Genomic DNA, 20,372 nt, shown 5'->3' with positions numbered 1-20,372 from the left:
GACTACCTCACAGCGCCTTGATGCGCTCGTAGACATCGGGCGGTACCTGTTCCAGCATCCAATCGGCCAGGACCTTGAATTGATCGAGCAGTTGCGATTGATTCCACCAGTGGTCTTCGGTGAGCGGCGTCAATGAGGCCATGAAGACCACCAAGGCGACCAACACACCACCGCGCGCGGCACCGAAGAGCATCCCCATGAGCCGATCGGTCCCGCCGAGCCCGGTCTTATCGACCAAGGTCGCCAGCACATAACCAAGGATAGCGCCGGCGATGAGCACGCCGAGCACCAGGATCAGGACCGCCACCCCGATGCGCACCGAGGGCGTTGAGATCCAAGGCGCCAGCTCGAGCGCAACCGGCTCGTAGAACATCCAGGCCACGACTAGGGCGGCACCCCACACCAAGAGCGAGATCACCTCCCGAACCAGCCCTCGCGCCAATCCGATCAGCGCCGAGAGCGCGATGATGGCGATGATGACGTAATCGACCCAGATCATAGGGCTCACCGCTCAAGGATACCGTTGCACTAATGGCTGACCACCGGTGTCGGCCGAGAGCTGCTCGGCGAGACGATCAGCCCGCGCGCGTTCGACCTCCGGGCCGACCCGGACCCGATAATAGCGACGTCCCCCCACCTCGGCCTGCTCGACAAAGGCCGGATAACCCTTGCCGCGCAGCTCGTCTTGCAGGGTGCGCGCGGCCTCCGACGAGCCAAGGCTCGCGACCTGGACGACCCATGCGCGGGCACCGGCCGGCACTGGCTTGGGGCCGGCCGGGGCCGGTGTCGAGCGGTCTCGGCTGCTCCCCGCTGCCGCCGAGGCGGATGCATCCGCGCGCTGTTCGGTCCGCGCCGGCGCTGCTGGCGACTCGGCCAGCTCGGGTGGTGGCGGCATCGAGGTCCAGGCCTGAGGCGCCTCGGCGCCCGGCCCCGAAGGGGGCGGCTCCGGCGTCGGTAGCGGCATCGGCAAGTCTTCGGGCTCGGCAAGCCGGTCGTCCGCCGGCGGCCCGAAGGCGCGAGGGTCATCTTCGCGCCAGGCCTCATCCTCGGGCGCCTCCGGGATCAGGATCGGCTCACCGAGACCGGTGTCGTCGCGCTCGACCAGCATCGGCACAAAGATCACCGCCAACGCGACCAGCACTGCCGCGCCAACCAGCCGTCTCTTGGCCGCTTCATCCATCTGCATGATGCCCCAGGGTGCAATTCATAAAACAGTCGAAATTATACAGGAGCCAGGCCCGAACTGCGCAGTGCCGCCTCGACGGTGACGAAGGAGCCGAACACCAGGATCAGATCCTGTGGCTCGGCCTCGGCCGCAGCGGCGGCGAGCGCCTGCTCCAGATTCGCATGCGATCGCCAGGTCGCCGCCGGCGCGCCCTCGGTCAAGGCCGCCTCGATGCGCTCCAGCGACATGGCGCGCTCGCTCGCCGCCGGCCCCAGGTGCCAACGCGCGATCAGCCCGGCAAGCGGTGCAATGACCGCGCGCGGGTCCTTATCGGCGAGTAGGGAAAGCACCGCCAACCGGCGCCCGCGACAGGGATAGTTCGCAAGGTTCTCGGCCAACGCCAGCGCCGCCTGATCATTATGCGCCACATCGAGCACCCAGGTCGGCTGCCCGGGCAACACCGTGAAACGCCCGCCGAGCCTGACCCGCAATAAGCCTTGGCGGATCGCCGCCACGTTGACCGGAAGCCGATCGCTCAACTGCTCCAAGGCGCAGAGCGCGGCGGCGGCATTGTCGTGCTGGCAGCGCCCGCGCAACGCGGGCGCGGGCAGCGGCCGATGCTCTTTGCCATGCGGCCCGCGCCAGGTCCATTGGCCCGCTTCGCCAGCGTTCCAATCCAGCTCCTGCCCAAGCTGCAGCGGCAGCGCGCCGATCTCCTCAGCGCGCTCGCGCAGCCGCGCGGGTGCATCGCGCTGGCCAATCACGGCCGCCCGCCCCGGGCGGAAGATACCGGCCTTCTCAAAGGCGATCTGATCCAGGGTCTCACCGAGCCAGACCGCATGGTCGTGGCCGATACTGGCGACCAGCGCGACATCCGCGTCGATCATATTCACCGCATCCAGACGACCGCCGAGCCCGACCTCAAGCAGGGCAATCTCGACCTCGGCCCGCACGAAGAGATCCAGCGCCGCGAGGGTGCCGAACTCAAAATAGGTTAGTAGCGCGTCTCCCCGCGCTTGGTCGATGCGCGTGAAGGCCGCGCATAATGCCGCATCGCTCGCCATCTCGCCGTCGATGCGCACGCGTTCGTTGTACTGCAACAGATGCGGCGAGGTGTAGGCGCCACAGCGATACCCCGCAGCCCGATACCAGGCCTCGAGATACGCCACGCAGGAGCCCTTGCCGTTGGTGCCGCCGACGGTGATGGCCGGACACGGCAGTGCGCCCGGCGTCAGCGCCGGATGCAGCCGCGCCCAGACCGCGCTCACCCGTTCGAGCCGCAGATCGATCCGGCTCGGATGCAGTGTCTCCTGCCAAGCAAGCCAGTCCGCTAGGGTTTGGAAGCGCATGGTCGCTGGATCGACCGGCGTGCCGGCATCGGCCAGGATAGGCGCGCTCAGAGCGGGTCCGGCATGGCGCGTGCCTCGACCACGGCCAGCTCGGTCGAGCCAGGGCTGTCCGCCGCCGGGGCGTTGTCAATCACCGAGCGGCGCATCAGCATCGCGACCAGGTCGCTGATCCGATCACGCAACTCGCGGCGATCGCAGATCTGATCCAGCGCCCCATGATCGAGCAGGAATTCACTGCGCTGGAAACCATCGGGCAGGGTCTCGCGCACCGTCTGTTCGATCACGCGCGGACCGGCGAAGCCGATCAGCGCGCCCGGCTCGGCAATATTGATGTCACCGAGCGTCGCTAGGCTCGCCGAGACACCGCCCATGGTGGGATCGGTCATCACCGAGATGAACGGCAGCCGCGCCTCGCGCAGGCGCCCGAGCGCGGCGCTGGTCTTGGCCATCTGAAACAGCGAGAACAACGACTCCTGCATGCGCGCACCGCCGCTTGCGGAGAAGCACACCAGGGGCGCCTCCAGCTCGAGCGCGGCATCGACCCCGCGCACGAAGCGCTCGCCGACCACCGAGCCCATGGACCCGCCCATGAAGCGGAACTCGAACGCGGTGGCCACGCAGGCCATGCCCTTGAGCCGGCCACGCATGGCGATCAGCGCCTCCTTCTCGCCGGTCTGCTTCTGCGCCTGGCTGAGCCGATCCTTGTACTTCTTCATGTCCTTGAACTTGAGTGGATCGGTGGAGTCCAGCTCGGCACCGATCTCCTCGGTCGATTCCGGGTCCAGGAACTGCTCGAGCCGCTTGCGCGCGAACACCCGATTGTGATGCCCGCATTTCGGGCAGACCTCGAGGTTGCGCTCCAGCTCGGCGCGATAGAGCACCGCGTTGCAGCCCGGACACTTATCCCAGAGCCCTTCCGGGACCGCGCGCTTGCTGATCGCCTCGGTGCGGATTCGACTCGGGATCAGTTTCTCGAACCAGCTCATTGCCTCACCGCGAGCAGTCTTCTCAGCCATGCCGGCCTCCGTTGTCGGTCTCGTCGATCGCGGCCCTCAGCTCGCCGAGGAAATCGCCAATCACCGTGGGAATGCGCTCGGCTTGGCCCTGCTCCGCCAGCGTCTCGATCCGACCGACGAGGGCGCTGCCGACGATCACCGCGTCGGCCACCCGCGCCACCTGGGCTGCGGTCGCGGCGTCGCGGATGCCGAAGCCGACCCCGACCGGCAGCGCGATTCGCGCGCGGATCGCGTCGAGCTTGGCGCTGACCTCATTGATATCCAGCGTGCTCGCACCGGTCACGCCCTTGACCGAGACATAGTAGACGAAGCCGGAGGCGACCTCGGCGATCGCCTCGATACGTGCGGCATCCGATGTTGGCGCCAGCAGGTAGACCAGGTCCAGCCCCCGCACCTTGATCGCATCGACCAGATCATGGCTCTCTTCCGGCGGCACATCGACGATCAGCGCGCCGTCCATGCCCGCCTCGCGCGCGGCTTGCGCGAAGGCCACGTTGCCCATCACCTCGATCGGATTCAGATAGCCCATCAAGACCACCGGCGTCTCGGTGTCGGTCTCGCGAAAGCGGCGAACGATGCCAAGCACATCGCGCAGCGAAACACCTTGCGCCAAGGCGCGCTCGGTCGCGCGCTGGATCACCGGTCCATCGGCGATCGGGTCCGAGAACGGCACGCCGAGTTCGATCAGATCGGCGCCGGCGGTCACCATTCGATGCATCAGCTCCAAGGTCAGCTCGGGCGAGGGATCGCCGGCGGTGATGAAGGGGATCAGCGCGGTGCGGCCCTGATCGCGCAGACGCTCGAATCGAGTCTGAATACGGCTCATAGCTGCAGCCCGTCCATGCGCGCGACGGTTTGCATATCCTTGTCACCGCGCCCCGAGAGATTGATCAGGATGCTTTGATCCTTGCGTAGGGTCGGCGCCAGCTTGGCCGCCTGCGCCAGCGCATGGCTGCTCTCGAGCGCCGGGATGATGCCCTCGGTGCGGGTCAGCCCGTGGAAGGCGGCCAGCGCCTCGTCATCGGTCACCGCAACATAGGTCGCACGGCCGCTGTCCTTGAGCCAGGCATGCTCGGGGCCGACGCCCGGATAATCGAGCCCGGCCGAGATCGAGTGGGTCTCGCGGATTTGGCCGTTGGCGTCCTCCATCAGATAGGTGCGGTTACCGTGCAGCACTCCGGGCTCGCCAGCGCAGAGCGGCGCGGCATGGCGACCGGTGTCGAGCCCATCGCCTGCGGCCTCGACGCCGATCATCGCCACCTCGGTATCGCCGATGAACGGATAGAAGAGCCCGATGGCATTCGAGCCACCGCCGACACAGGCCATGACCACGTCGGGCAGCCGCCCGGTCTGCTCGACCATCTGCCCACGCGCCTCGCGGCCGATCACCGCTTGGAAATCGCGCACCATGGCCGGATAGGGATGCGGGCCGGCGACGGTGCCGATGATGTAGAAGGTGTTGTCGACATTGGTGACCCAGTCGCGCATCGCCTCGTTCAGCGCGTCCTTCAGCGTGCGGGTGCCGGACTTGACCGCGACCACCTCGGCGCCAAGCAGGCGCATGCGGTAGACATTGGCCTCTTGGCGCGCGACATCGACCTCGCCCATGTAGACCACGCACTCGAGCCCGAGCCGAGCCGCGACGGTGGCGCTGGCGACGCCATGCTGGCCAGCACCGGTCTCGGCGATGATGCGGGTCTTGCCCATACGCCGCGCCAGCAGCGCCTGGCCGATGGTGTTGTTGACCTTATGCGCGCCGGTGTGATTGAGGTCTTCGCGCTTGAGGAAGAGTTGCGCACCACCCAGCTCGCGGCTCCAGCGCTCAGCATGGTAGACCGGCGACGGACGACCGACGTAGTGGCGCAGGTCGGCATCGAGTTCGCGTAGGAAATCCGGATCGGCCAGGTAGCGCTCGTAGGCCTGACGCAGCTCGGTGAGCGGATGCATCAGTGTCTCGGGCACGAACATCCCGCCATAGGGACCGAAGTGGCCGCAGGCATCGGGCCACTGATAGGACGCCGCCGTCAGCGCGGGCGGCACGCCCTGTGCGAGATCATCAGCTCTGGTCGCCATCACGTACACCTTTCATGAAATCAGTCATTTTGTCAGGGTCCTTGAGCCCCTTCGCCTGCTCGATCCCGCCGCTCACATCGACCGCATGGGGGCGCAGTTGGCGAATCGCATCGGCCACGTTGGCGGCCGTAAGCCCACCGGCGAGGATGCCGAGCCGCGCCTGCCGCGCTGACACCAGCCCCCAATCGAAGCAGCGTCCGGTGCCACCGGCGAGCGCGGGATCATAGGTATCGAGCAGCAGCGAGCGCGCGCCGGCATAGCGCCGCGCCTCGGCCTCGAGATCAACCCCGGCGCGGACCGCGATCGCTTTGATCCAAGGCCGGCCGAAGCCGTGGCAATACGCGGGCGGCTCGGCGCCGTGGAACTGCAGGACATCGAGCGGAACCCGTTCGAGTACGGCGCGCACCCGCTCGGCCTTGGCATCGACGAACAGCCCGACCGCGCTGACGAATGCCGGCAGCGCGTCCACCAGCCGCGCCGCTTGCTCAATCTCGATCGCGCGCGGGCTCGCCGGGTGGAAAACCAGCCCGATCGCATCGACCCCAAGTGCCACCGCCGCCTCGACATCGTCGAGCCGGGTGAGACCACAGAACTTGACCCGTGTTCGCATCGACCTGTGCATCGACTGTTGCATCGATCGCGCCGTCTACATCGCAAACCGCGCATTAGAGCATAGCCGGCGGGTTTTCGTCTGGCCCCCGATCATGGGAGGCCAGCCCATCGCCCACCAGCGCAGCGGTTCCCGCATCATCGGCAGCGAACGGCAGCCCGAAGGCCGCTGGATAATCGACCCGCACCAGATAGAGCCCATGCGCCGGCGCCGTGACCCCACCTTGCGCACGATCCCGCAGCGCCAGCAGCTCGGCGGCCCAGTCGACCGGCCGATCCCCGCGACCGATCGCAAGCAGCACCCCGACCAGATTTCTGACCATATGATGCAGGAAGCCGTCGGCGCCCACGTTGAGCACAAGCAGATCGCCGCGCTCGCTCAGGTCGAGATACCGCAGGGTCCGCACCGGGCTCTTCGCCTGACAGGCCAAGGCGCGGAAGCTGGTGAAGTCGTGGCGTCCGATCAGCGCCGCCGCCGCCTCGCGCATCGGCGCCACCGAGAGCGCCCGATGGGTCCAGAATGCGCGCCGATGCCAGAGCGCCGAGCGCGCCGGCCGGCGTAGGATCAGGTAGCGATAGTGCCGCGCCACGGCCGAGAAGCGCGCGTGAAAGCCTGACGCAACCGGTCGCGCCCAGCGCACCGCGACGTCATCGGGCAGGTGCGCGTTCACGCCCAAGGTCCAAGCACGCTCGGGACGCACGACCGTTGTCTCGAAATGCACGACCTGCTCGGTCGCGTGCACCCCGGCGTCGGTGCGGCCGGCACAATGCACCCGCACCGGCTGATCAGCGACCCGCGACAGCGCCTCCTCCAGCACCTGTTGCACACTGAGCGCGTGATGCTGGTACTGCCAGCCACAGTACGGGGTGCCGAGGTATTCGACACCCAGCGCAATGCGCCGCAGCGCGAGGCCCTCGGGCGCATCGGTGAGGCTCATCGTCCGCGCTCGCCCTTCTTCTTGCCCAAGGACCAACGTGCCTCGGGTACGTCTTCAATCGCCAGCGCGTCCACTTCGACGACGGGCATCGCAATGAGCGCGTCGTCGGCCTCGGTCATTGGCTCAAGCGGATCGAGTTCGAGGGAGAGAGCCGCATCATCAGCCTCGAGGGCCGAGACAACCCGAGCCCAACGCTCGGCGTCGAAGGTTGGATCGCCCGCCGCGCGCATCTGTTCAACGAGCGCTGCCAGGGCCGCTTCATCACCCGCCGCCAAGTAGGTCTCGGCGAGTTTGTAGCGCAGCTCCGGCCTGCTGCCGGTAGTGGCGACCGCCTCCCGCAGCACCCGTTCGGCATCGCGATGGCGTCCATAGGTGAGATAGACATCCGCCTCGGCCAGGCTATCGAGATCGTTCGGTGCGCCACGAGCAACGGCTGGCGTCGCTGAGCCTGCACCGGCAACGGACCAATCCGAATCGAGCCGCAGCGCTTGCCGTTCTGTCTGTCCAGCCGCGTCCAGCCCCTCTGGCGTGACCGAGGGATCGAGCACAACAGCGGACTGCTCCTGCGCGCGCCGTCGACGCAGGACAAGACCGAGCAACGCCAAGAACAGCGCGACAGCGAGCAGGATCAATTCCCAGCCAGGCATGGTATTGCGCCAGGCCGCGAGCATCCGCAGCGGATCAACATCGGACGCTTGCTCAGTTGGTTGCGGGCCAGTGTCGGCGGCGGCATTGGCAGACTGCCACTTGGACTGGGCTACAGGCTCGGGGGCCTTGGGCTCCAGCCGTTGCGCATGGCGCAGGTCGAGCAATCGACGGATATCGCTCAACTGTGCTTCCAGCTCCTGTACCCGCGTCCGCAGCTCCATCGCCGCTTGACGACTGGCCTCGTTCTGCTCGCGCATCAGCAAAAGCTCGGCCTCGAGCGCCGCCACGGACGAGGGCGAGGGCGAGGGCAAGACCGACACGGACTTTGGAGTCGGCGCTGCCCCCTCTGCTGCAATCTGCGGTTGTTCGGTACGCGCATCCCGAGCGCCCGTGTGTCCAGTCGTCTCCTGGCTGGCACCGGTCAAACGCGCATCCACATCGGTCAGCGGCGCCTGCGCGATCCGCGCACCAGCGGTGGCGGCCCAATACTGCTCACGCGCGGCTTCGGGGTCGAGCGCGAGGAGTTCGGCGCGGGTTGGGATGATCAGCTCGGCTCCCTGCCGCAGACGATTGATGTTGCCGCCGACGAAGGCACCCGGGCTGCTGCGATATAACGCGAGCGCGATCTGTTCCAAGGTGACGCCAGGCATCGCCAGGCGCCTTCCAACCTCGGTGAGCCCAACCCCAGAGGGCACAGGCCCATAGCGCAATGGAAAATCGTGCTCAACGACATCGCGCTTAACGACAACCATCGAGCGCGCGGCGCTCTCCTCAACACCCTCCTCGGCTTGTCCCTGCCCGTCGACCGCTGGCGGATCGAGCAGCACGGCATACTCCTTCACCAATCGCCCATCCGGCCAGAGGAACTCGAGCAATAGGGCCAGATAGGGCTCGCGAATCGGCTCGTGGCTGATGACTTGGATCATCGGCCCACCACCTGGACCGATCATCGGCGTGAAGCGCATCTCGGTCAGGAATGCTGGCCGTTCGAGCCCAACCTCCTTGAAGGCCGAAGGGCTGGCAAGGCGCGCCTCGACCCGGTCAAGGTCCGACTCGTCAACGTCGAGCAGATCGATCTCACCGTAGAAGGACTGATTCAACGCCGACTGCGTGCGCAGCTCGCCAAAACCCAGCGCGGCAGCCTGCGGAGCAGGAAGCAGCAGGGCGATGGCGAGCGGCCCGCCCAGAGCCTGGGCTCGGCTTGATGGCTGACCACGACTCGGCTCCTGACCACGCACCGTGCCGCCGCGCCCAAACCTCGCCGAGATCAACAGTCGAAGGCGCGCCAGCGCACTCAGTGCCTGCGTGAAAACTGCGGCGTACTGCGATCGGCATCGCTCTCGCTTGACGATCGGCAGCTCCACGCGCGTGCCACCATTAACGCTCGAGCAGGAGTCGAAGCATCCGGCGCAGCGGCTCGGCCGCGCCCCACAGCAATTGATCGCCAACGGTAAAGGCGTTGAGGAAATCTGGCCCCTGCGCCATCGGACGCAGTCGGCCGACCGGAATGCTCAGGGTGCCGGTGACCGCCGCTGGCGACAGCTCGGCGACGGTCTGCTCACGTGCGTTCGGGATCACCCGCACCCAGTCGTTGGCCTCGGCGAGCATGGCGGTGATCTCGTCGATCGGGATCGCGCGCTTGAGCTTGATCGTCAGCCCTTGGCTGTGGCAGCGCATCGCGCCGATGCGCACGCAGGTGCCGTCGATCGGGATCGCGTTCTTTGCGCGGCCCAGGATCTTGTTGGTCTCGACCCCGGCCTTCCATTCCTCCTTCGACTGGCCGTTGTCCATCGGCTTGTCGATCCAGGGAATCAGACTACCGGCGAGCGGCGCCCCGAACTGCTCGGTTGGGAAGGCCTCGGCGCGCATCGCCTCGGTCACGGCGCGATCAATGTCGAGGATCGAGCTGCGCGGATCGGCTAGCAGCTCGCTGACGCTGGCCTGCAAGGCGCCCATCTGTGAGAGCAGCTCGCGCATGTTGCGCGCGCCAGCACCAGAGGCGGCCTGATAGGTCATGGCACTGACCCAGTCGACCAGATCGCGCCGCAGCAGCTCGCCGACCGCCATCAGCATCAGGCTGACCGTGCAGTTACCGCCGATGAAATCGCGCTTGCCGGCGGCCAACGCCTGCTGGATCAACTCCAGGTTCACCGGATCGAGCACGATGGTGCTGTCTTCCCGCAACCGCAGCGTCGAGGCGGCATCGATCCAATAGCCCTGCCAACCGCGTGCGCGCAGCGGCTCGAACACCTGCTCGGTGTAGTCGCCGCCCTGGCAGGTGACGATGGCGTCCATCCCGGCCAAGGCGTCGAGATCATGGGCATCGAGCAACGCATGGCTGCCCTGACCAACATCCGGCCCCGGCTCGCCCTGTTGCGAGGTCGAGAAGAAGCGCGCCTCGGGGATCGACGCGAAGTCATGCTCCTCGCGCATCCGATCCATCAGGACCGAGCCCACCATGCCACGCCAGCCGACGAAACCGACCCGATTCATCTAGATCTCACCTTTGTTGGGACCGTTCAGAAACAGCTGAACTTCAGAGACGATGTACCGCTTGCTGTTGAAATTAGCCAGCCGAGGTGCGGATCGCCTCGAGCACCGCATCGCCCATCGCGACCGTGCCGACCGTCGTTGTGCCAGGCGATGCAATATCGCCCGTGCGCAGCCCACGATCCAGCACCTTGGCGACGGCCTGCTCGATGCGCTCCGCATGCTCCGGCGCCGCGAGCGAGTAGCGCAACATCATCGCTACCGACAGGATGGTCGCGAGCGGATTGGCGACGCCCTGGCCGGCGATATCGGGCGCCGAGCCATGGATCGGCTCGTACATGCCCTGATTCTCGGCATTCAGCGAGGCCGAGGGCAGCATGCCGATCGAGCCGGTCAGCATCGCCGCCGCATCGGAGAGGATGTCGCCGAACATGTTGGTGGTCACCATCACGTCGAACTGCTTGGGCGCGCGCACTAGCTGCATCGCCGCGTTGTCGACATACATGTGGCTGAGTGCGACCTCCGGGTAGTCACGACCGACGCGGATCGCGACTTCACGCCAGAGTTCGGTGCACTCGAGCACATTGGCCTTGTCCACCGAGCAGAGGCGCCGATCGCGCTGCATCGCGGTATCGAAGGCGACGCGGCAGATACGCTCGATCTCGGATTCGGTGTAGACCAAGGTATTGATGCCACGTCGCTCGCCGTTCTCCAGCGTCTCGATACCGCGTGGCTGGCCAAAGTAGATACCGCCGGTCAGCTCGCGCACGATCATGATGTCGAGCCCGGCGACCACCTCCGGCTTCAGGGTCGAGGCCGAGGCGAGCTGCGGATAGAGGATCGCCGGGCGCAGGTTGGCAAATAGGCCGAGTCCCGAGCGCAGGCCGAGCAGCCCCTTCTCCGGGCGCAGCGCGATCTCGAGCGGCTCCCATTTCGGGCCGCCGACGGCCCCTAGCAGCACCGCATCGGCGGCCTTGGCCAGATCGAGGGTTGATGCCGGCAGCGGTGAGCCGCAGTCGTCATAGGCGGCACCGCCGACTAGGGCGGTCTCGGTCTCGATGGCGAGGCCAAAGTCGCTGCGCAGGCAGTCGAGCAGTTTCACAGCCTCGGCGACGATCTCGGGGCCGATGCCATCGCCGGGCAGGATCAGAATCTTCTTGGTCAAGCGTGTCTCCGTTGGAGCAAAGGGCGGCTTAGGATGCGAACAGCCAGGGCGCCTGCTGCTGGCGACGCTGCTCGTAGGCTGCGATCTCGTCGGCACGCTCCAGCGTCAGCCCGATGTCATCGAGCCCATTGAGCAGGCAATGCCGGTGGAAGGCATCGATCTCGAAGGCGACCGGGTCGCCAGCGCTCGGCTTCAGCCGCTGAGACTGCAGATCGACCTCGATCTCCAGCGGCACATCGCCACCCGCGAGCGCGAACAGCGCATCGACGGTCTGCTCGTCGAGCACGATCGGAAGCAGGCCATTCTTGATCGAGTTCTGGCGGAAGATATCGGCGAAGCTCGGCGCGATCAGCACCCGAAAGCCATAGCCGCCCAGCGCCCAGGGCGCATGCTCGCGCGAGGAACCGCAGCCGAAGTTATGCCGCGTGAGCAGGATCTCGGCCTTGGCATAGCGCGGATCATTGAGCACGAAGTCCGGGTTCAGCGGTCGGCCCGCGCAATCCTGACCCGGCTCGCCGTGGTCCAGATACCGCCATTCATCGAACAGGTTCGGGCCAAAACCCGTGCGCTGGATCGACTTCAGGAACTGCTTGGGGATGATCGCATCGGTGTCGACATTGGCGCGATCGAGCGGCATCACCACACCGCGAAAGGTCTCGAAGGGTTGCATCGGTTAAAACTCCCGCACATCGACAAAACGCCCAGCGACAGCGGCCGCAGCGGCCATTGCTGGACTCACCAGATGGGTGCGTCCGCCCTGTCCCTGGCGCCCCTCGAAATTGCGATTACTAGTCGCGGCGCAACGCTCGCCGGGCTCGAGCCGATCGGCGTTCATCGCCAGACACATCGAGCAGCCCGGATCGCGCCACTCGAAGCCGGCGTCGATGAAGATCCGGTCGAGCCCCTCGGCCTCGGCCTGCTGCTTCACCAGGCCGGAACCCGGCACCACCATCGCCAGCTTGACCGAATCGGCGACATGGCGCCCCTTGGCCACCTCGGCCGCCGCGCGCAGATCCTCGATGCGACCGTTGGTGCAGGAGCCGATGAAGACCTTGTCGATGCCGATCTCGGCGATCGGCGTGCGCGGCATCAGCCCCATGTAGGTCAGCGCATGGCGGTAGCTGCCGGCCTTGACCGGATCGGCCACCGCATCCGGGTCCGGCACCTCGGCGTCCACCGCCACCACCATCTCTGGCGAGGTGCCCCAGGTCACTTGCGGGCGAATACTGGCGGCATCGATGCGCACCACGCGGTCGTACTCGGCGCCAGGATCGCTGTTCAGCGAGCGCCAATAGGCCGCCGCTTGCTCGAAGGCCTCGCCCGTTGGCGACTGCGGGCGATCGCGCAGGTAGTCGATGGTTTTCTCGTCGATGCCGATCAGCCCAGCGCGCGCACCGGCCTCGATCGCCATGTTGCAGACCGTCATCCGGCCTTCCATGCTCAGCGCCTGGATCGCCTCGCCGGCGTACTCGATCACATGGCCGGTGCCGCCGGCGGTGCCGATCTCACCGATGATCGCCAGCACCATGTCCTTGGCGGTGATGCCCTGGCCGAGCGCACCCTCGACGCGGACCAGCATGCTCTTCGGCTTGCGCTGCAGCAGACACTGCGTCGCCAGCACATGCTCGACCTCGGAGGTGCCGACGCCAAACGCGAGCGCACCGAAGGCGCCATGGGTCGAGGTATGGCTGTCGCCGCAGACCAGGGTCATGCCAGGCTGGGTGAAGCCCTGCTCGGGACCGATCACATGCACGACGCCCTGGCGCGGATCACCCATGGCGAAGAGCTGAATGCCGAACTCATGGCAGTTCGCCTCCAGCGTCTCGACCTGCAGGCGCGAGATCGGATCGACGATGCCGAGGTGGCGATCGCTGGTCGGGACATTGTGATCCGGCACCGCCAGGTTGGCCTCTGGACGGCGCGGCTTGCGGCCGGTCAGGCGCAGTCCCTCGAAGGCCTGCGGCGAGGTCACCTCATGCACCAGCTGCCGGTCGATGTACAGCAGCACAGTGCCGTGCTCGTCCGTGCGCACGATGTGATCGTCCCAAATTTTATCGAAAAGTGTTCTTGGTGGGGCGCTTTGAGCCGCCATCGGGCGTTGCTCCGATCAGAAAATAAGCCGTGCAGCATAAACCGCTGGCGCCAAAGGCTCAATGCGCGCGTTCAAGTATACTGAACACCATCACCCTTCAAGGGCAGGCAAACGCGAGGCATTCATTCTTGAGTACTCACTCCGCCAAGATCGGCCCGGGCAGGCAGGTCTGCCTTCATATCGCAGTCTATCTCGACGATGGCACCGAGGTACTCTCTAGCTTCGGCGACGAGCCGATGCGCTTGCGGATTGGCGATGGCACGCTCGCACCCGGGCTTGAAGGCCTATTGGTCGATCTCGAGCCCGGTGCCGATGAGCAGATGCTAGCCGATGGCGTCGCCCTCTTTGGCGCGCATGACAGGGCGCTCGTACACCGGGTCCCGCGCAGCGATCTACCGCAGGGATTCACGCCCGAGCCGGGCCAAGTCATCCCATTCCAAGCCCCGGGTGGACAGGAGACCGCCGGCACTATTCTCAGTGTCGACGAGACCGAGGTCGAGATCGACTTTAATCATCCTCTCGCTCGGCGTGGCTTGCGCATCCACGCGCAAGTGATTGAAGTCTTCTGAACTATACTGGGCGCCTAAAACCCAGCAGCACGCTAGGCCAACAGCCCATGTCCAAAGACCCCCAGCCCCCCGTCGAGCGGGTCGAAGCCCTCTACGCCGAACTTGTGCAGCACTACGGCGAGGGAGACCAACGCGAGCTGCGCGCGGCAGCGAAGCTCCTGTTGGTCGCACTGGCCAAGTTTCAGGAGCACGGCGGTGCTCACTGGGCCACGCTCTTGGATGAATACGTCGACATCCTGAAACAAGACCCAAAGCGTTTCCAACGCATGCTCGAGAGCAATCGCGCGACGACACCGGACGAGCTTCTGGCTTAATATAAGGAAATGCTAATTTATGGAGTATCCATCGATGCCATCGAACCCAAGACTCCGGCGGCTAGCGATCCTCGCCCTGCTGCTGTTCTCTCATGCCGCGATCAGCAACGCGACCGATGCTGATCCAAGCGATGCCGATCCGAGCCAAGATCCTGCCAGTACCACCATCGCCACCGCCGAGGCCCACTATCGCGTCGTGCCCAAGGAGTACCGCCTCGATGGTGTCGTCGAGGCGATCAATCGTACCACGGTCTCGGCCCAAACCAGTGGCCAGGTCGAGGAGATCTGCTACGATGTCGATGACTTCGTCGAGAAGGGCGATGTGATCGTGCGCCTGCGCGATACCGAGCATCGCGCGCGGCTTGCCCAGGCTGCGGCGGATCTCAAGTCGGCGTCGGCGCAGCTCGCGCAAGCGCGCGATGAGCATGCGCGCATCGAAGGGCTCTATCAGCAGAAGAACGTCTCCGAATCGGCGATGGATCAGGCCGCAGCCGATCTCGAGAGTGCCACAGCCCGCCTCGAATCGGCACAGGCCAACCTGGAGCAGGCGCAGGAGCAGCTCGAGTACACGCAGATTCGGGCGCCCTACTCCGGTATCGTCATTCGCCGTCATGTCGAGCGCGGCGAGGTCGCCAGCCCAGGTAGCCCGGTCATGAGCGGCATCTCGCTGGAAGAGCTGCGGGTGATCATCGATGTGCCGCAGAGCGCAATCCCGGCGGTGCGCGAGCGCGGCGAGATCAAGATCTATCTGCCCAATGGCGAGGTCACCGAGCCGAGCCGCATCACCGTCTTCCCGTTCGCCGATCTCGGCTCGAACACCTTTAAGGTACGCGCTGATCTCGAGACGAACACCGAGGGGCTCTTCCCCGGGATGTTCGTCAAGACCGCCATCGTCACGGGTGATAAGGAGGAACTCACCATCCCCAGCGCTGCGGTGGTCTATCGCTCCGAGGTCACAGGAGCCTATGTGGTCAGCGACGACGGCCGCATCCGCCTGCGCAAGATCCGAATCGGCTCGAGCCTCGATGGCGAGATCGTCGTCCTCTCCGGCCTGAGCCCGGGCGAGCAGGTCGCGCTCGACCCGATTGCCGCCGGCGTCGCGCTCAAACGCCAAGCGGATGCGAACCGCCAGGATCGCCAGGATGGCTGAGTCGCCGATGACAACCGAAAACAGCGCTGGAACCGCTGAGGCCGCCGGAGCCACAGCGCCATCGGGCCAGAGGACGACGCTTGGCATCTCCGGGCGCATCGCCCAGCGCTTTCAGGATGCCAAGATCACGCCGCTGCTGGCGCTGGTCGGCCTCCTACTCGGGCTGTTCGCGATCATCATGACGCCGCGCGAGGAAGAGCCGCAGATCAACGTCACCTTCGCCGACGTCTTCATCCCCTTCCCCGGTGCCTCGGCGAGCGAGGTCGAACACCTCGTCGCCGGCCCAGCCGAGCAGGTATTGTCCGAGATCCAGGGTGTCAAGCATGTGTACTCGGTATCACGACCTGGAATGGCGCTGATCTCGGTCCAGTTCGAGGTCGGCGAGGACCGCACCGAGGCCATCGTGCGGCTGTGGAGTAAGGTCAATTCCAACGCCGATTGGCTGGCCGAAGGCCTCGGTGTCGGTCAGCCATTGATCAAACCCAAGGGCATCGACAACGTGCCGATCCTCACCGCCACCCTCTGGTCGGCGGATCAGCAGCTCGGGGCCTATGAGCTAGGCCAGGTCGCCCACGCCATCGAGCAGGAGCTGAAACGGGTGCCCGGTACCCGCGATGTCTACACGGTGGGCGCGCCGCAACAGGTGATGCGCGTCATCCTTGATCCGCAAGCTTTGGCCTCGCACGGCATCGATCTGAGTGACCTGAGTCGCGCCTTGCAGGCCGGCAACAGCAGCCGTGACGACATCGCCATTGTCGCCGATAACCGCGAGATCCAGGTCCAGGCCGGGACCATGCTCTCCAGCGTCGACGATATCGCCGAGCTGGTGGTCGGCATGCACGGCGGCCGCCCGGTCTATCTGCGCGAGGTGGCCCGCATCGAGCGCGGCCCCGAGGTGCCCCGGGCCTATGTCTGGATGGGTGCTGGCCCCGGTGCCAGTTCCGGTTCCAGTGCCAGCGGCAGCGACAGCCTCAGTGGCGCCGCCCCCACCTCGCTGGACGGCACTACCCCAGCGGTCACCATCGCCGTGGCCAAGCAGGAAGGCACCAATGCGGTCGCCGTCGCCGAGCAGATCATCGCGCGCTTCGATCAGCTCGCCGGCGTCTTCATCCCCGAGGGCGTCGAGGTCAGCATCACCCGCAACGACGGCAAGACCGCCGACGCCAAGGCGCGCAAGCTGATCACGGAATTGGCGTCCGCCACCATCACCGTCATCGTCTTGGTGGCGTTGGCGATGGGCTGGCGCGCCGGGCTGGTGGTCGGCGGCGCGGTCATCGTCACCCTGATGCTGACCCTGTTCGCCTCCTGGGCCTATGGCTTCACCCTCAACCGGGTGTCCTTGTTCGCGCTGATCTTCTCGATCGGCATCCTGGTCGATGACGCCATCGTCGTGGTCGAGAACATCATTCGTCACATGGCCATCGGGCGACGCAAGATGCTCGATCTGATGCCGGGCGCGGTGGACGAGGTCGGAGGCCCGACCATCCTCGCCACCTTCACGGTCATCGCCGCCCTGCTACCGATGGCCTTCGTCTCCGGACTGATGGGGCCCTACATGAGCCCGATCCCGATCAATGCCTCGATGGGGATGGTGATCTCTCAGGCCGTCGCCTTCGTGCTCACGCCCTGGCTCGCCTATCAGGTGCTCGGCCGGCGCCATGATGCGGCCGTCGCCGGACAAGCCCAGCACGCCCGGCAAGATCCGCAAGACGCGGCGGGCGGCGAGTCGGCGCCAGCGCGTCAGAACGCCGCAAAGGACGAGGACGAGGCCAACCCACGGCTGCAATGGCTGTTCGATCGGGTCATCACGCCGTTCCTAGAAGGGCGACGCGGCCTGATCAACCGTTGGCTGCTGCTGGCTGGCATCCTGCTCATGATCGGTGCCTCGCTGCTGCTGCCACTGAGTCAGGCGGTGATCCTGAAGATGCTGCCGTTCGACAACAAGAGTGAGTTGCAGGTCGTACTCGACATGCCCGAGGGCAGCAGCCTGGAGCAGACCGCGCGCGTGCTCGGGGAGCTGGGGCATTACCTCGAGACGCAGCCCGAGGTCGCCGATTATCAGGCCTATGCCGGCACCGCCTCGCCGATGAACTTCAACGGCCTGGTGCGCCAGTACTATCTGCGCGATCAGGCGCATCAGGGCGACCTCCAGGTCAATCTGGTCGCCGATGATCAGCGCGAGGACAAGAGCCACAGCATTGCACTGCGACTCCGCGAGCCGCTGCAGGCGATCGCCGAGCGCCATGGCGGCAATGCCAAGATCGTCGAGATCCCGCCCGGACCGCCGGTGTTCGCGCCGCTGGTCGCCGAGATCTATGGCATCGACTACGCCGAGCAGATGGCCCTTGCCGAGCAGGTGCGCGAAGTCTTCGCCGGCGCCGAGGACATCGTCGATATCGATGACTCGATGGAGTATCCAGGGCGCAAGTTCGTGCTCCTGGTCGACCGCCCGAAAGCGGCGCAGCTCGGGGTCGACCAAGCCAGCGTCGCCCAGGCCCTGGCCAGCGTGCTCGGCGGCGAGGACATGGCCTATCTACACGGGGCCAATGTCAAGTACGCGGTGCCGATCCGGGTCGAATACGCCGAGGCCGACAAGGCCGATCTGGATCAGGTGCTGGCGCTGCGGGTGCGCTCGCGCGGCGGCCAACTGGTGCCGCTGTCGGAGATCGTCACGGTGGTCGACAGCCAGCGCGAGTCCAGCATCTATCACAAGGATCTGCTGCCGGTGGTCTATGTCACCGCCAACATGGCCGGCGCCATCGACAGCCCGCTGTACGGACTCTTCGGCATCGCCGGCCAGCTCGACGAGGATCTGGCGCAGTGGTACACCCGCCAACCAGAGAACCCCTACGAGCCCAGCATCAAATGGGATGGCGAATGGCAGGTCACCTACGAGACCTTCCGCGACATGGGCATTGCCTATGCCTTCGGCCTGGTGCTGATCTATCTGTTGGTGGTGTTCCAGTTCCGCAGCTACGTGGTGCCGCTGATCATCATGGCGCCGATCCCGCTGACCATCATCGGCATCCTGCCCGGCCACGCGCTGCTCGGCGCCCAGTTCACGGCGACCTCGATGATCGGCATGATCGCGCTCGCCGGCATCATCGTGCGCAACTCGATCCTGCTGGTGGATTTCATCAATCAGCAGGTACGCGCCGGCGATCCGCTGGAGCGCGCGGTGATCGGCTCGGCGGTGGTGCGCACCAAGCCCATCGTGCTTACGGCGCTAGCGACCATGGCCGGGGTCTCCTTCATCCTCAGCGACCCGATCTTCTCGGGCCTGGCGGTGTCACTGCTGTTCGGCCTGTTCGTCTCCACCATGCTAACGCTGGTGGTGATTCCGGTGGTCTACTATGGGGTGATGCGCAAGCGGGTGGAGTGGATTCGGACTGCGACGGGTTGAGGAGCACGCGATGCGCTGATCGCGGTCACTAAGCGCTTGGTACGCTGGCCACCCACGGTCCGTCACTGTGCGTGGATTTCCCCCGCTTGAACAAGCAGGGCTCGGCAGACGGAGGCCGAGTACCAACGTCCACGAGTCACCATTGCTTCCAGGATCGGTTTGATCTCCTTGATATACCCCTTGTCCTTGGCGCTCAACAACAACGACAGAGTGCGCGCGCGACGGGTAATCCCGCCTGATGGGCCAACCGATAGCTGCGGTTTTCGTCGATGACAACCACATCGGCCGCGATTTCCCGCGCCAGAATGATGGTTTCGGCTTCTCCGGCATCGAGCTGAGTCAGCAGGAACGAGCGGTATAACTCGCCGGCGATGGGGCGAATCTCTATCCAGGGCTGGTCGATCTCTGCGTAGCCGTAGCCCGGTTTGGCCTTGATTTCCCGATACACTGCTTCGGCCAGGATGATGCCGCCAAAGAACTGCTCAAATAGATCGAGCCGCCCCACACAGGCTAACGAAATCAACGGCGTGGTATTCACCACGACCTTCATCACAGCTTCGCCGCGTCTCTGAAGATTGATGCCAATTCGTCTTTGCCATAATCAAAGATCGGTTCCTGCTCCAGTTGCATTCGGGCGATGAAATCGAGTTTTTCGCAACCCGCGAGTTCTTCGGCCTTTCCCAGGGATAGTTTGTTCTTTCGGTACCAGGCGAGCGCGGCGAAAAACCGCAGATCACGCGCAAAATCGCTGGCGTTTTCGTTGATTGCCAACGGGATATCGTCATTGATGGAAAACGAGATGTTCATTCGCCATACTCTTGTTTGAGGGTCGCTTCCAACCGCCCCTTGGTTGACAAGGTTCCCAGGCTTCCGCCGGCGATAAGCTTGGGCAGTTTCTCGATCTCTTGTAGACGGCGAAGAAGGACGCCAACTCGACAAGCCACGCCATGTACGCCTATAGCCATTCGTCTTGATACCAAGACATTTTCATTCCGTCCAGGTTGGAATCAAGCAGGCCACTGGTTGTCATAACAGTATGAAGCCTGATTCCGTAAAAACGATGGAGGCGACCATGAAACCTACCTGGTTAGACGATGCCCGTTTGATTCCCGACGAAGTCATGAGCTATGTGCGCACGATCGCGGTGCATGCGGTGCGGGAAAACGGCTTCAGTCCCGAGGATGTCAGTGACCTGCTCGGCATCAGTCGCAGCAGTGTGTATGCCTGGCTCAAACGGTTCAAGAGCGAGGGTTACGCCGGTCTCGAGACCAAGAAAGCCCCTGGGGCTGAACCGGTGGTGACCGACGAGATGGATGCGTGGCTCAAGCAGACGGTGCTGGAGACGACCCCCGAAGCCTTTGGCTATGACACGCCCCTGTGGACTTGTGCCT

At 65.3% G+C, this 20,372-nt stretch carries 21 protein-coding genes; 5 read left to right on the top strand and 16 right to left on the bottom strand.

The features are described from left to right. Positions 1–7 precede the first annotated feature (7 nt). The 13 genes from AC54T3_RS07460 to leuC form a co-directional block, all read right to left on the bottom strand. Complete coding sequence (locus tag AC54T3_RS07460) at positions 8–499, bottom strand: CvpA family protein (protein WP_496623660.1); 492 nt, start codon at positions 497–499, stop codon at positions 8–10. 12 nt (positions 500–511) lie between these two features. Next, the gene (locus tag AC54T3_RS07455; protein ID WP_496623659.1) at positions 512–1,180 is read right to left on the bottom strand and encodes an SPOR domain-containing protein; all 669 of its coding nucleotides are present in this window, start codon (positions 1,178–1,180) and stop codon (positions 512–514) included. A gap of 41 nt (positions 1,181–1,221) precedes the next feature. Then, a complete protein-coding gene (folC, locus tag AC54T3_RS07450) occupies positions 1,222–2,514 on the bottom strand; it encodes a bifunctional tetrahydrofolate synthase/dihydrofolate synthase (protein ID WP_496623657.1) in 1,293 nt (430 codons plus the stop codon). 47 nt (positions 2,515–2,561) lie between these two features. Continuing rightward, positions 2,562–3,500, bottom strand: a complete 939-nt coding sequence (accD, locus tag AC54T3_RS07445; RefSeq protein WP_496623755.1) for an acetyl-CoA carboxylase, carboxyltransferase subunit beta — start codon at positions 3,498–3,500, stop codon at positions 2,562–2,564. A gap of 22 nt (positions 3,501–3,522) precedes the next feature. Beyond that, complete coding sequence (gene trpA / locus AC54T3_RS07440) at positions 3,523–4,356, bottom strand: tryptophan synthase subunit alpha (protein ID WP_496623655.1); 834 nt, start codon at positions 4,354–4,356, stop codon at positions 3,523–3,525. Next, positions 4,353–5,603, bottom strand: a complete 1,251-nt coding sequence (gene trpB / locus AC54T3_RS07435; RefSeq protein WP_496623654.1) for a tryptophan synthase subunit beta — start codon at positions 5,601–5,603, stop codon at positions 4,353–4,355. Before trpB ends, trpA begins: the two co-directional genes overlap by 4 nt. Next, on the bottom strand, positions 5,587–6,213 hold the full coding sequence (locus tag AC54T3_RS07430) for a phosphoribosylanthranilate isomerase (RefSeq protein ID WP_496623652.1): 627 nt from the start codon (positions 6,211–6,213) through the stop codon (positions 5,587–5,589). The genes trpB and AC54T3_RS07430 overlap by 17 nt, the downstream gene beginning before the upstream one ends. Positions 6,214–6,268: 55 nt before the next feature. Next, positions 6,269–7,150: a tRNA pseudouridine(38-40) synthase TruA gene (gene truA / locus AC54T3_RS07425; RefSeq protein ID WP_496623650.1), complete on the bottom strand. Its 882-nt coding sequence runs from the start codon at positions 7,148–7,150 to the stop codon at positions 6,269–6,271. Continuing rightward, on the bottom strand, positions 7,147–9,162 hold the full coding sequence (locus tag AC54T3_RS07420; RefSeq protein WP_496623649.1) for a type IV pilus assembly protein FimV: 2,016 nt from the start codon (positions 9,160–9,162) through the stop codon (positions 7,147–7,149). Before AC54T3_RS07420 ends, truA begins: the two co-directional genes overlap by 4 nt. A 13-nt stretch (positions 9,163–9,175) precedes the next feature. Continuing rightward, entirely contained in the window at positions 9,176–10,291 is a 1,116-nt protein-coding gene (gene asd / locus AC54T3_RS07415) for an aspartate-semialdehyde dehydrogenase (protein ID WP_496623648.1), read from the bottom strand. Between the two features lie 73 nt (positions 10,292–10,364). Continuing rightward, positions 10,365–11,453, bottom strand: a complete 1,089-nt coding sequence (leuB, locus tag AC54T3_RS07410) for a 3-isopropylmalate dehydrogenase (RefSeq protein ID WP_496623646.1) — start codon at positions 11,451–11,453, stop codon at positions 10,365–10,367. Positions 11,454–11,481: 28 nt separating this feature from the next. After that, positions 11,482–12,123: a 3-isopropylmalate dehydratase small subunit gene (gene leuD, locus AC54T3_RS07405; RefSeq protein ID WP_496623645.1), complete on the bottom strand. Its 642-nt coding sequence runs from the start codon at positions 12,121–12,123 to the stop codon at positions 11,482–11,484. A gap of 3 nt (positions 12,124–12,126) precedes the next feature. After that, the gene (gene leuC, locus AC54T3_RS07400; protein ID WP_496623644.1) at positions 12,127–13,545 is read right to left on the bottom strand and encodes a 3-isopropylmalate dehydratase large subunit; all 1,419 of its coding nucleotides are present in this window, start codon (positions 13,543–13,545) and stop codon (positions 12,127–12,129) included. 128 nt (positions 13,546–13,673) lie between these two features. Between leuC and AC54T3_RS07395 the strand changes: the two genes are divergently transcribed. Genes AC54T3_RS07395 through AC54T3_RS07380 form a run of 4 tightly spaced genes read left to right on the top strand, consistent with a single transcriptional unit; the run spans position 13,674 to position 18,981 of the window. Then, positions 13,674–14,114, top strand: coding sequence for an FKBP-type peptidyl-prolyl cis-trans isomerase (locus tag AC54T3_RS07395; RefSeq protein ID WP_496623643.1), 441 nt, complete (start codon positions 13,674–13,676; stop codon positions 14,112–14,114). A gap of 47 nt (positions 14,115–14,161) precedes the next feature. Next, positions 14,162–14,428, top strand: coding sequence for a hypothetical protein (locus AC54T3_RS07390; protein ID WP_496623642.1), 267 nt, complete (start codon positions 14,162–14,164; stop codon positions 14,426–14,428). 34 nt (positions 14,429–14,462) lie between these two features. Continuing rightward, positions 14,463–15,578 carry an efflux RND transporter periplasmic adaptor subunit gene (locus AC54T3_RS07385; RefSeq protein ID WP_496623640.1) on the top strand — a complete coding sequence of 372 codons (1,116 nt, stop codon included), beginning with the start codon at positions 14,463–14,465 and terminating at the stop codon, positions 15,576–15,578. 7 nt (positions 15,579–15,585) lie between these two features. Then, a complete protein-coding gene (locus AC54T3_RS07380; protein ID WP_496623639.1) occupies positions 15,586–18,981 on the top strand; it encodes an efflux RND transporter permease subunit in 3,396 nt (1,131 codons plus the stop codon). 62 nt (positions 18,982–19,043) lie between these two features. Here AC54T3_RS07380 and AC54T3_RS07375 read toward each other — a convergent pair whose 3' ends face one another. From AC54T3_RS07375 to AC54T3_RS07365, 3 genes are read right to left on the bottom strand one after another with little or no spacing between them, the layout of a single operon-like run. Beyond that, positions 19,044–19,178: a DUF3368 domain-containing protein gene (locus tag AC54T3_RS07375; protein WP_496623637.1), complete on the bottom strand. Its 135-nt coding sequence runs from the start codon at positions 19,176–19,178 to the stop codon at positions 19,044–19,046. Continuing rightward, complete coding sequence (locus AC54T3_RS07370) at positions 19,175–19,531, bottom strand: PIN domain-containing protein (protein WP_496623636.1); 357 nt, start codon at positions 19,529–19,531, stop codon at positions 19,175–19,177. The genes AC54T3_RS07375 and AC54T3_RS07370 overlap by 4 nt, the downstream gene beginning before the upstream one ends. Beyond that, positions 19,531–19,788, bottom strand: a complete 258-nt coding sequence (locus AC54T3_RS07365) for a UPF0175 family protein (RefSeq protein ID WP_496623634.1) — start codon at positions 19,786–19,788, stop codon at positions 19,531–19,533. Before AC54T3_RS07365 ends, AC54T3_RS07370 begins: the two co-directional genes overlap by 1 nt. A 265-nt stretch (positions 19,789–20,053) precedes the next feature. Here AC54T3_RS07365 and AC54T3_RS07360 point away from each other — a divergent pair. Continuing rightward, the coding region (locus AC54T3_RS07360) for a helix-turn-helix domain-containing protein (protein WP_496623633.1) at positions 20,054–20,372 on the top strand (319 nt) is incomplete at its 3' end.

It is taken from the genome of Halochromatium sp. NSM3 (assembly GCF_059621085.1).
The sequence above is the reverse complement of the archived record's forward strand: the minus strand, read 5'-3'. Positions and strand labels throughout refer to the sequence as shown.

Excerpts from the sequence above, each read along its gene's own strand:
- AC54T3_RS07460 (WP_496623660.1), bottom strand. The coding sequence starts at position 499 with ATGATCTGGGTCGATTACGTCATCATCGCCATCATCGCGCTCTCGGCG.
- AC54T3_RS07455 (WP_496623659.1), bottom strand. The coding sequence starts at position 1,180 with ATGGATGAAGCGGCCAAGAGACGGCTGGTTGGCGCGGCAGTGCTGGTC.
- folC (WP_496623657.1), bottom strand. The coding sequence starts at position 2,514 with ATGCGCTTCCAAACCCTAGCGGACTGGCTTGCTTGGCAGGAGACACTG.
- accD (WP_496623755.1), bottom strand. The coding sequence starts at position 3,500 with ATGAGCTGGTTCGAGAAACTGATCCCGAGTCGAATCCGCACCGAGGCG.
- trpA (WP_496623655.1), bottom strand. The coding sequence starts at position 4,356 with ATGAGCCGTATTCAGACTCGATTCGAGCGTCTGCGCGATCAGGGCCGC.
- trpB (WP_496623654.1), bottom strand. The coding sequence starts at position 5,603 with ATGGCGACCAGAGCTGATGATCTCGCACAGGGCGTGCCGCCCGCGCTG.
- AC54T3_RS07430 (WP_496623652.1), bottom strand. The coding sequence starts at position 6,213 with ATGCGAACACGGGTCAAGTTCTGTGGTCTCACCCGGCTCGACGATGTC.
- truA (WP_496623650.1), bottom strand. The coding sequence starts at position 7,150 with ATGAGCCTCACCGATGCGCCCGAGGGCCTCGCGCTGCGGCGCATTGCG.
- asd (WP_496623648.1), bottom strand. The coding sequence starts at position 10,291 with ATGAATCGGGTCGGTTTCGTCGGCTGGCGTGGCATGGTGGGCTCGGTC.
- leuD (WP_496623645.1), bottom strand. The coding sequence starts at position 12,123 with ATGCAACCCTTCGAGACCTTTCGCGGTGTGGTGATGCCGCTCGATCGC.
- leuC (WP_496623644.1), bottom strand. The coding sequence starts at position 13,545 with ATGGCGGCTCAAAGCGCCCCACCAAGAACACTTTTCGATAAAATTTGG.
- AC54T3_RS07390 (WP_496623642.1), top strand. The coding sequence starts at position 14,162 with ATGTCCAAAGACCCCCAGCCCCCCGTCGAGCGGGTCGAAGCCCTCTAC.
- AC54T3_RS07385 (WP_496623640.1), top strand. The coding sequence starts at position 14,463 with ATGCCATCGAACCCAAGACTCCGGCGGCTAGCGATCCTCGCCCTGCTG.
- AC54T3_RS07380 (WP_496623639.1), top strand. The coding sequence starts at position 15,586 with ATGACAACCGAAAACAGCGCTGGAACCGCTGAGGCCGCCGGAGCCACA.
- AC54T3_RS07370 (WP_496623636.1), bottom strand. The coding sequence starts at position 19,531 with ATGAAGGTCGTGGTGAATACCACGCCGTTGATTTCGTTAGCCTGTGTG.
- AC54T3_RS07365 (WP_496623634.1), bottom strand. The coding sequence starts at position 19,788 with ATGAACATCTCGTTTTCCATCAATGACGATATCCCGTTGGCAATCAAC.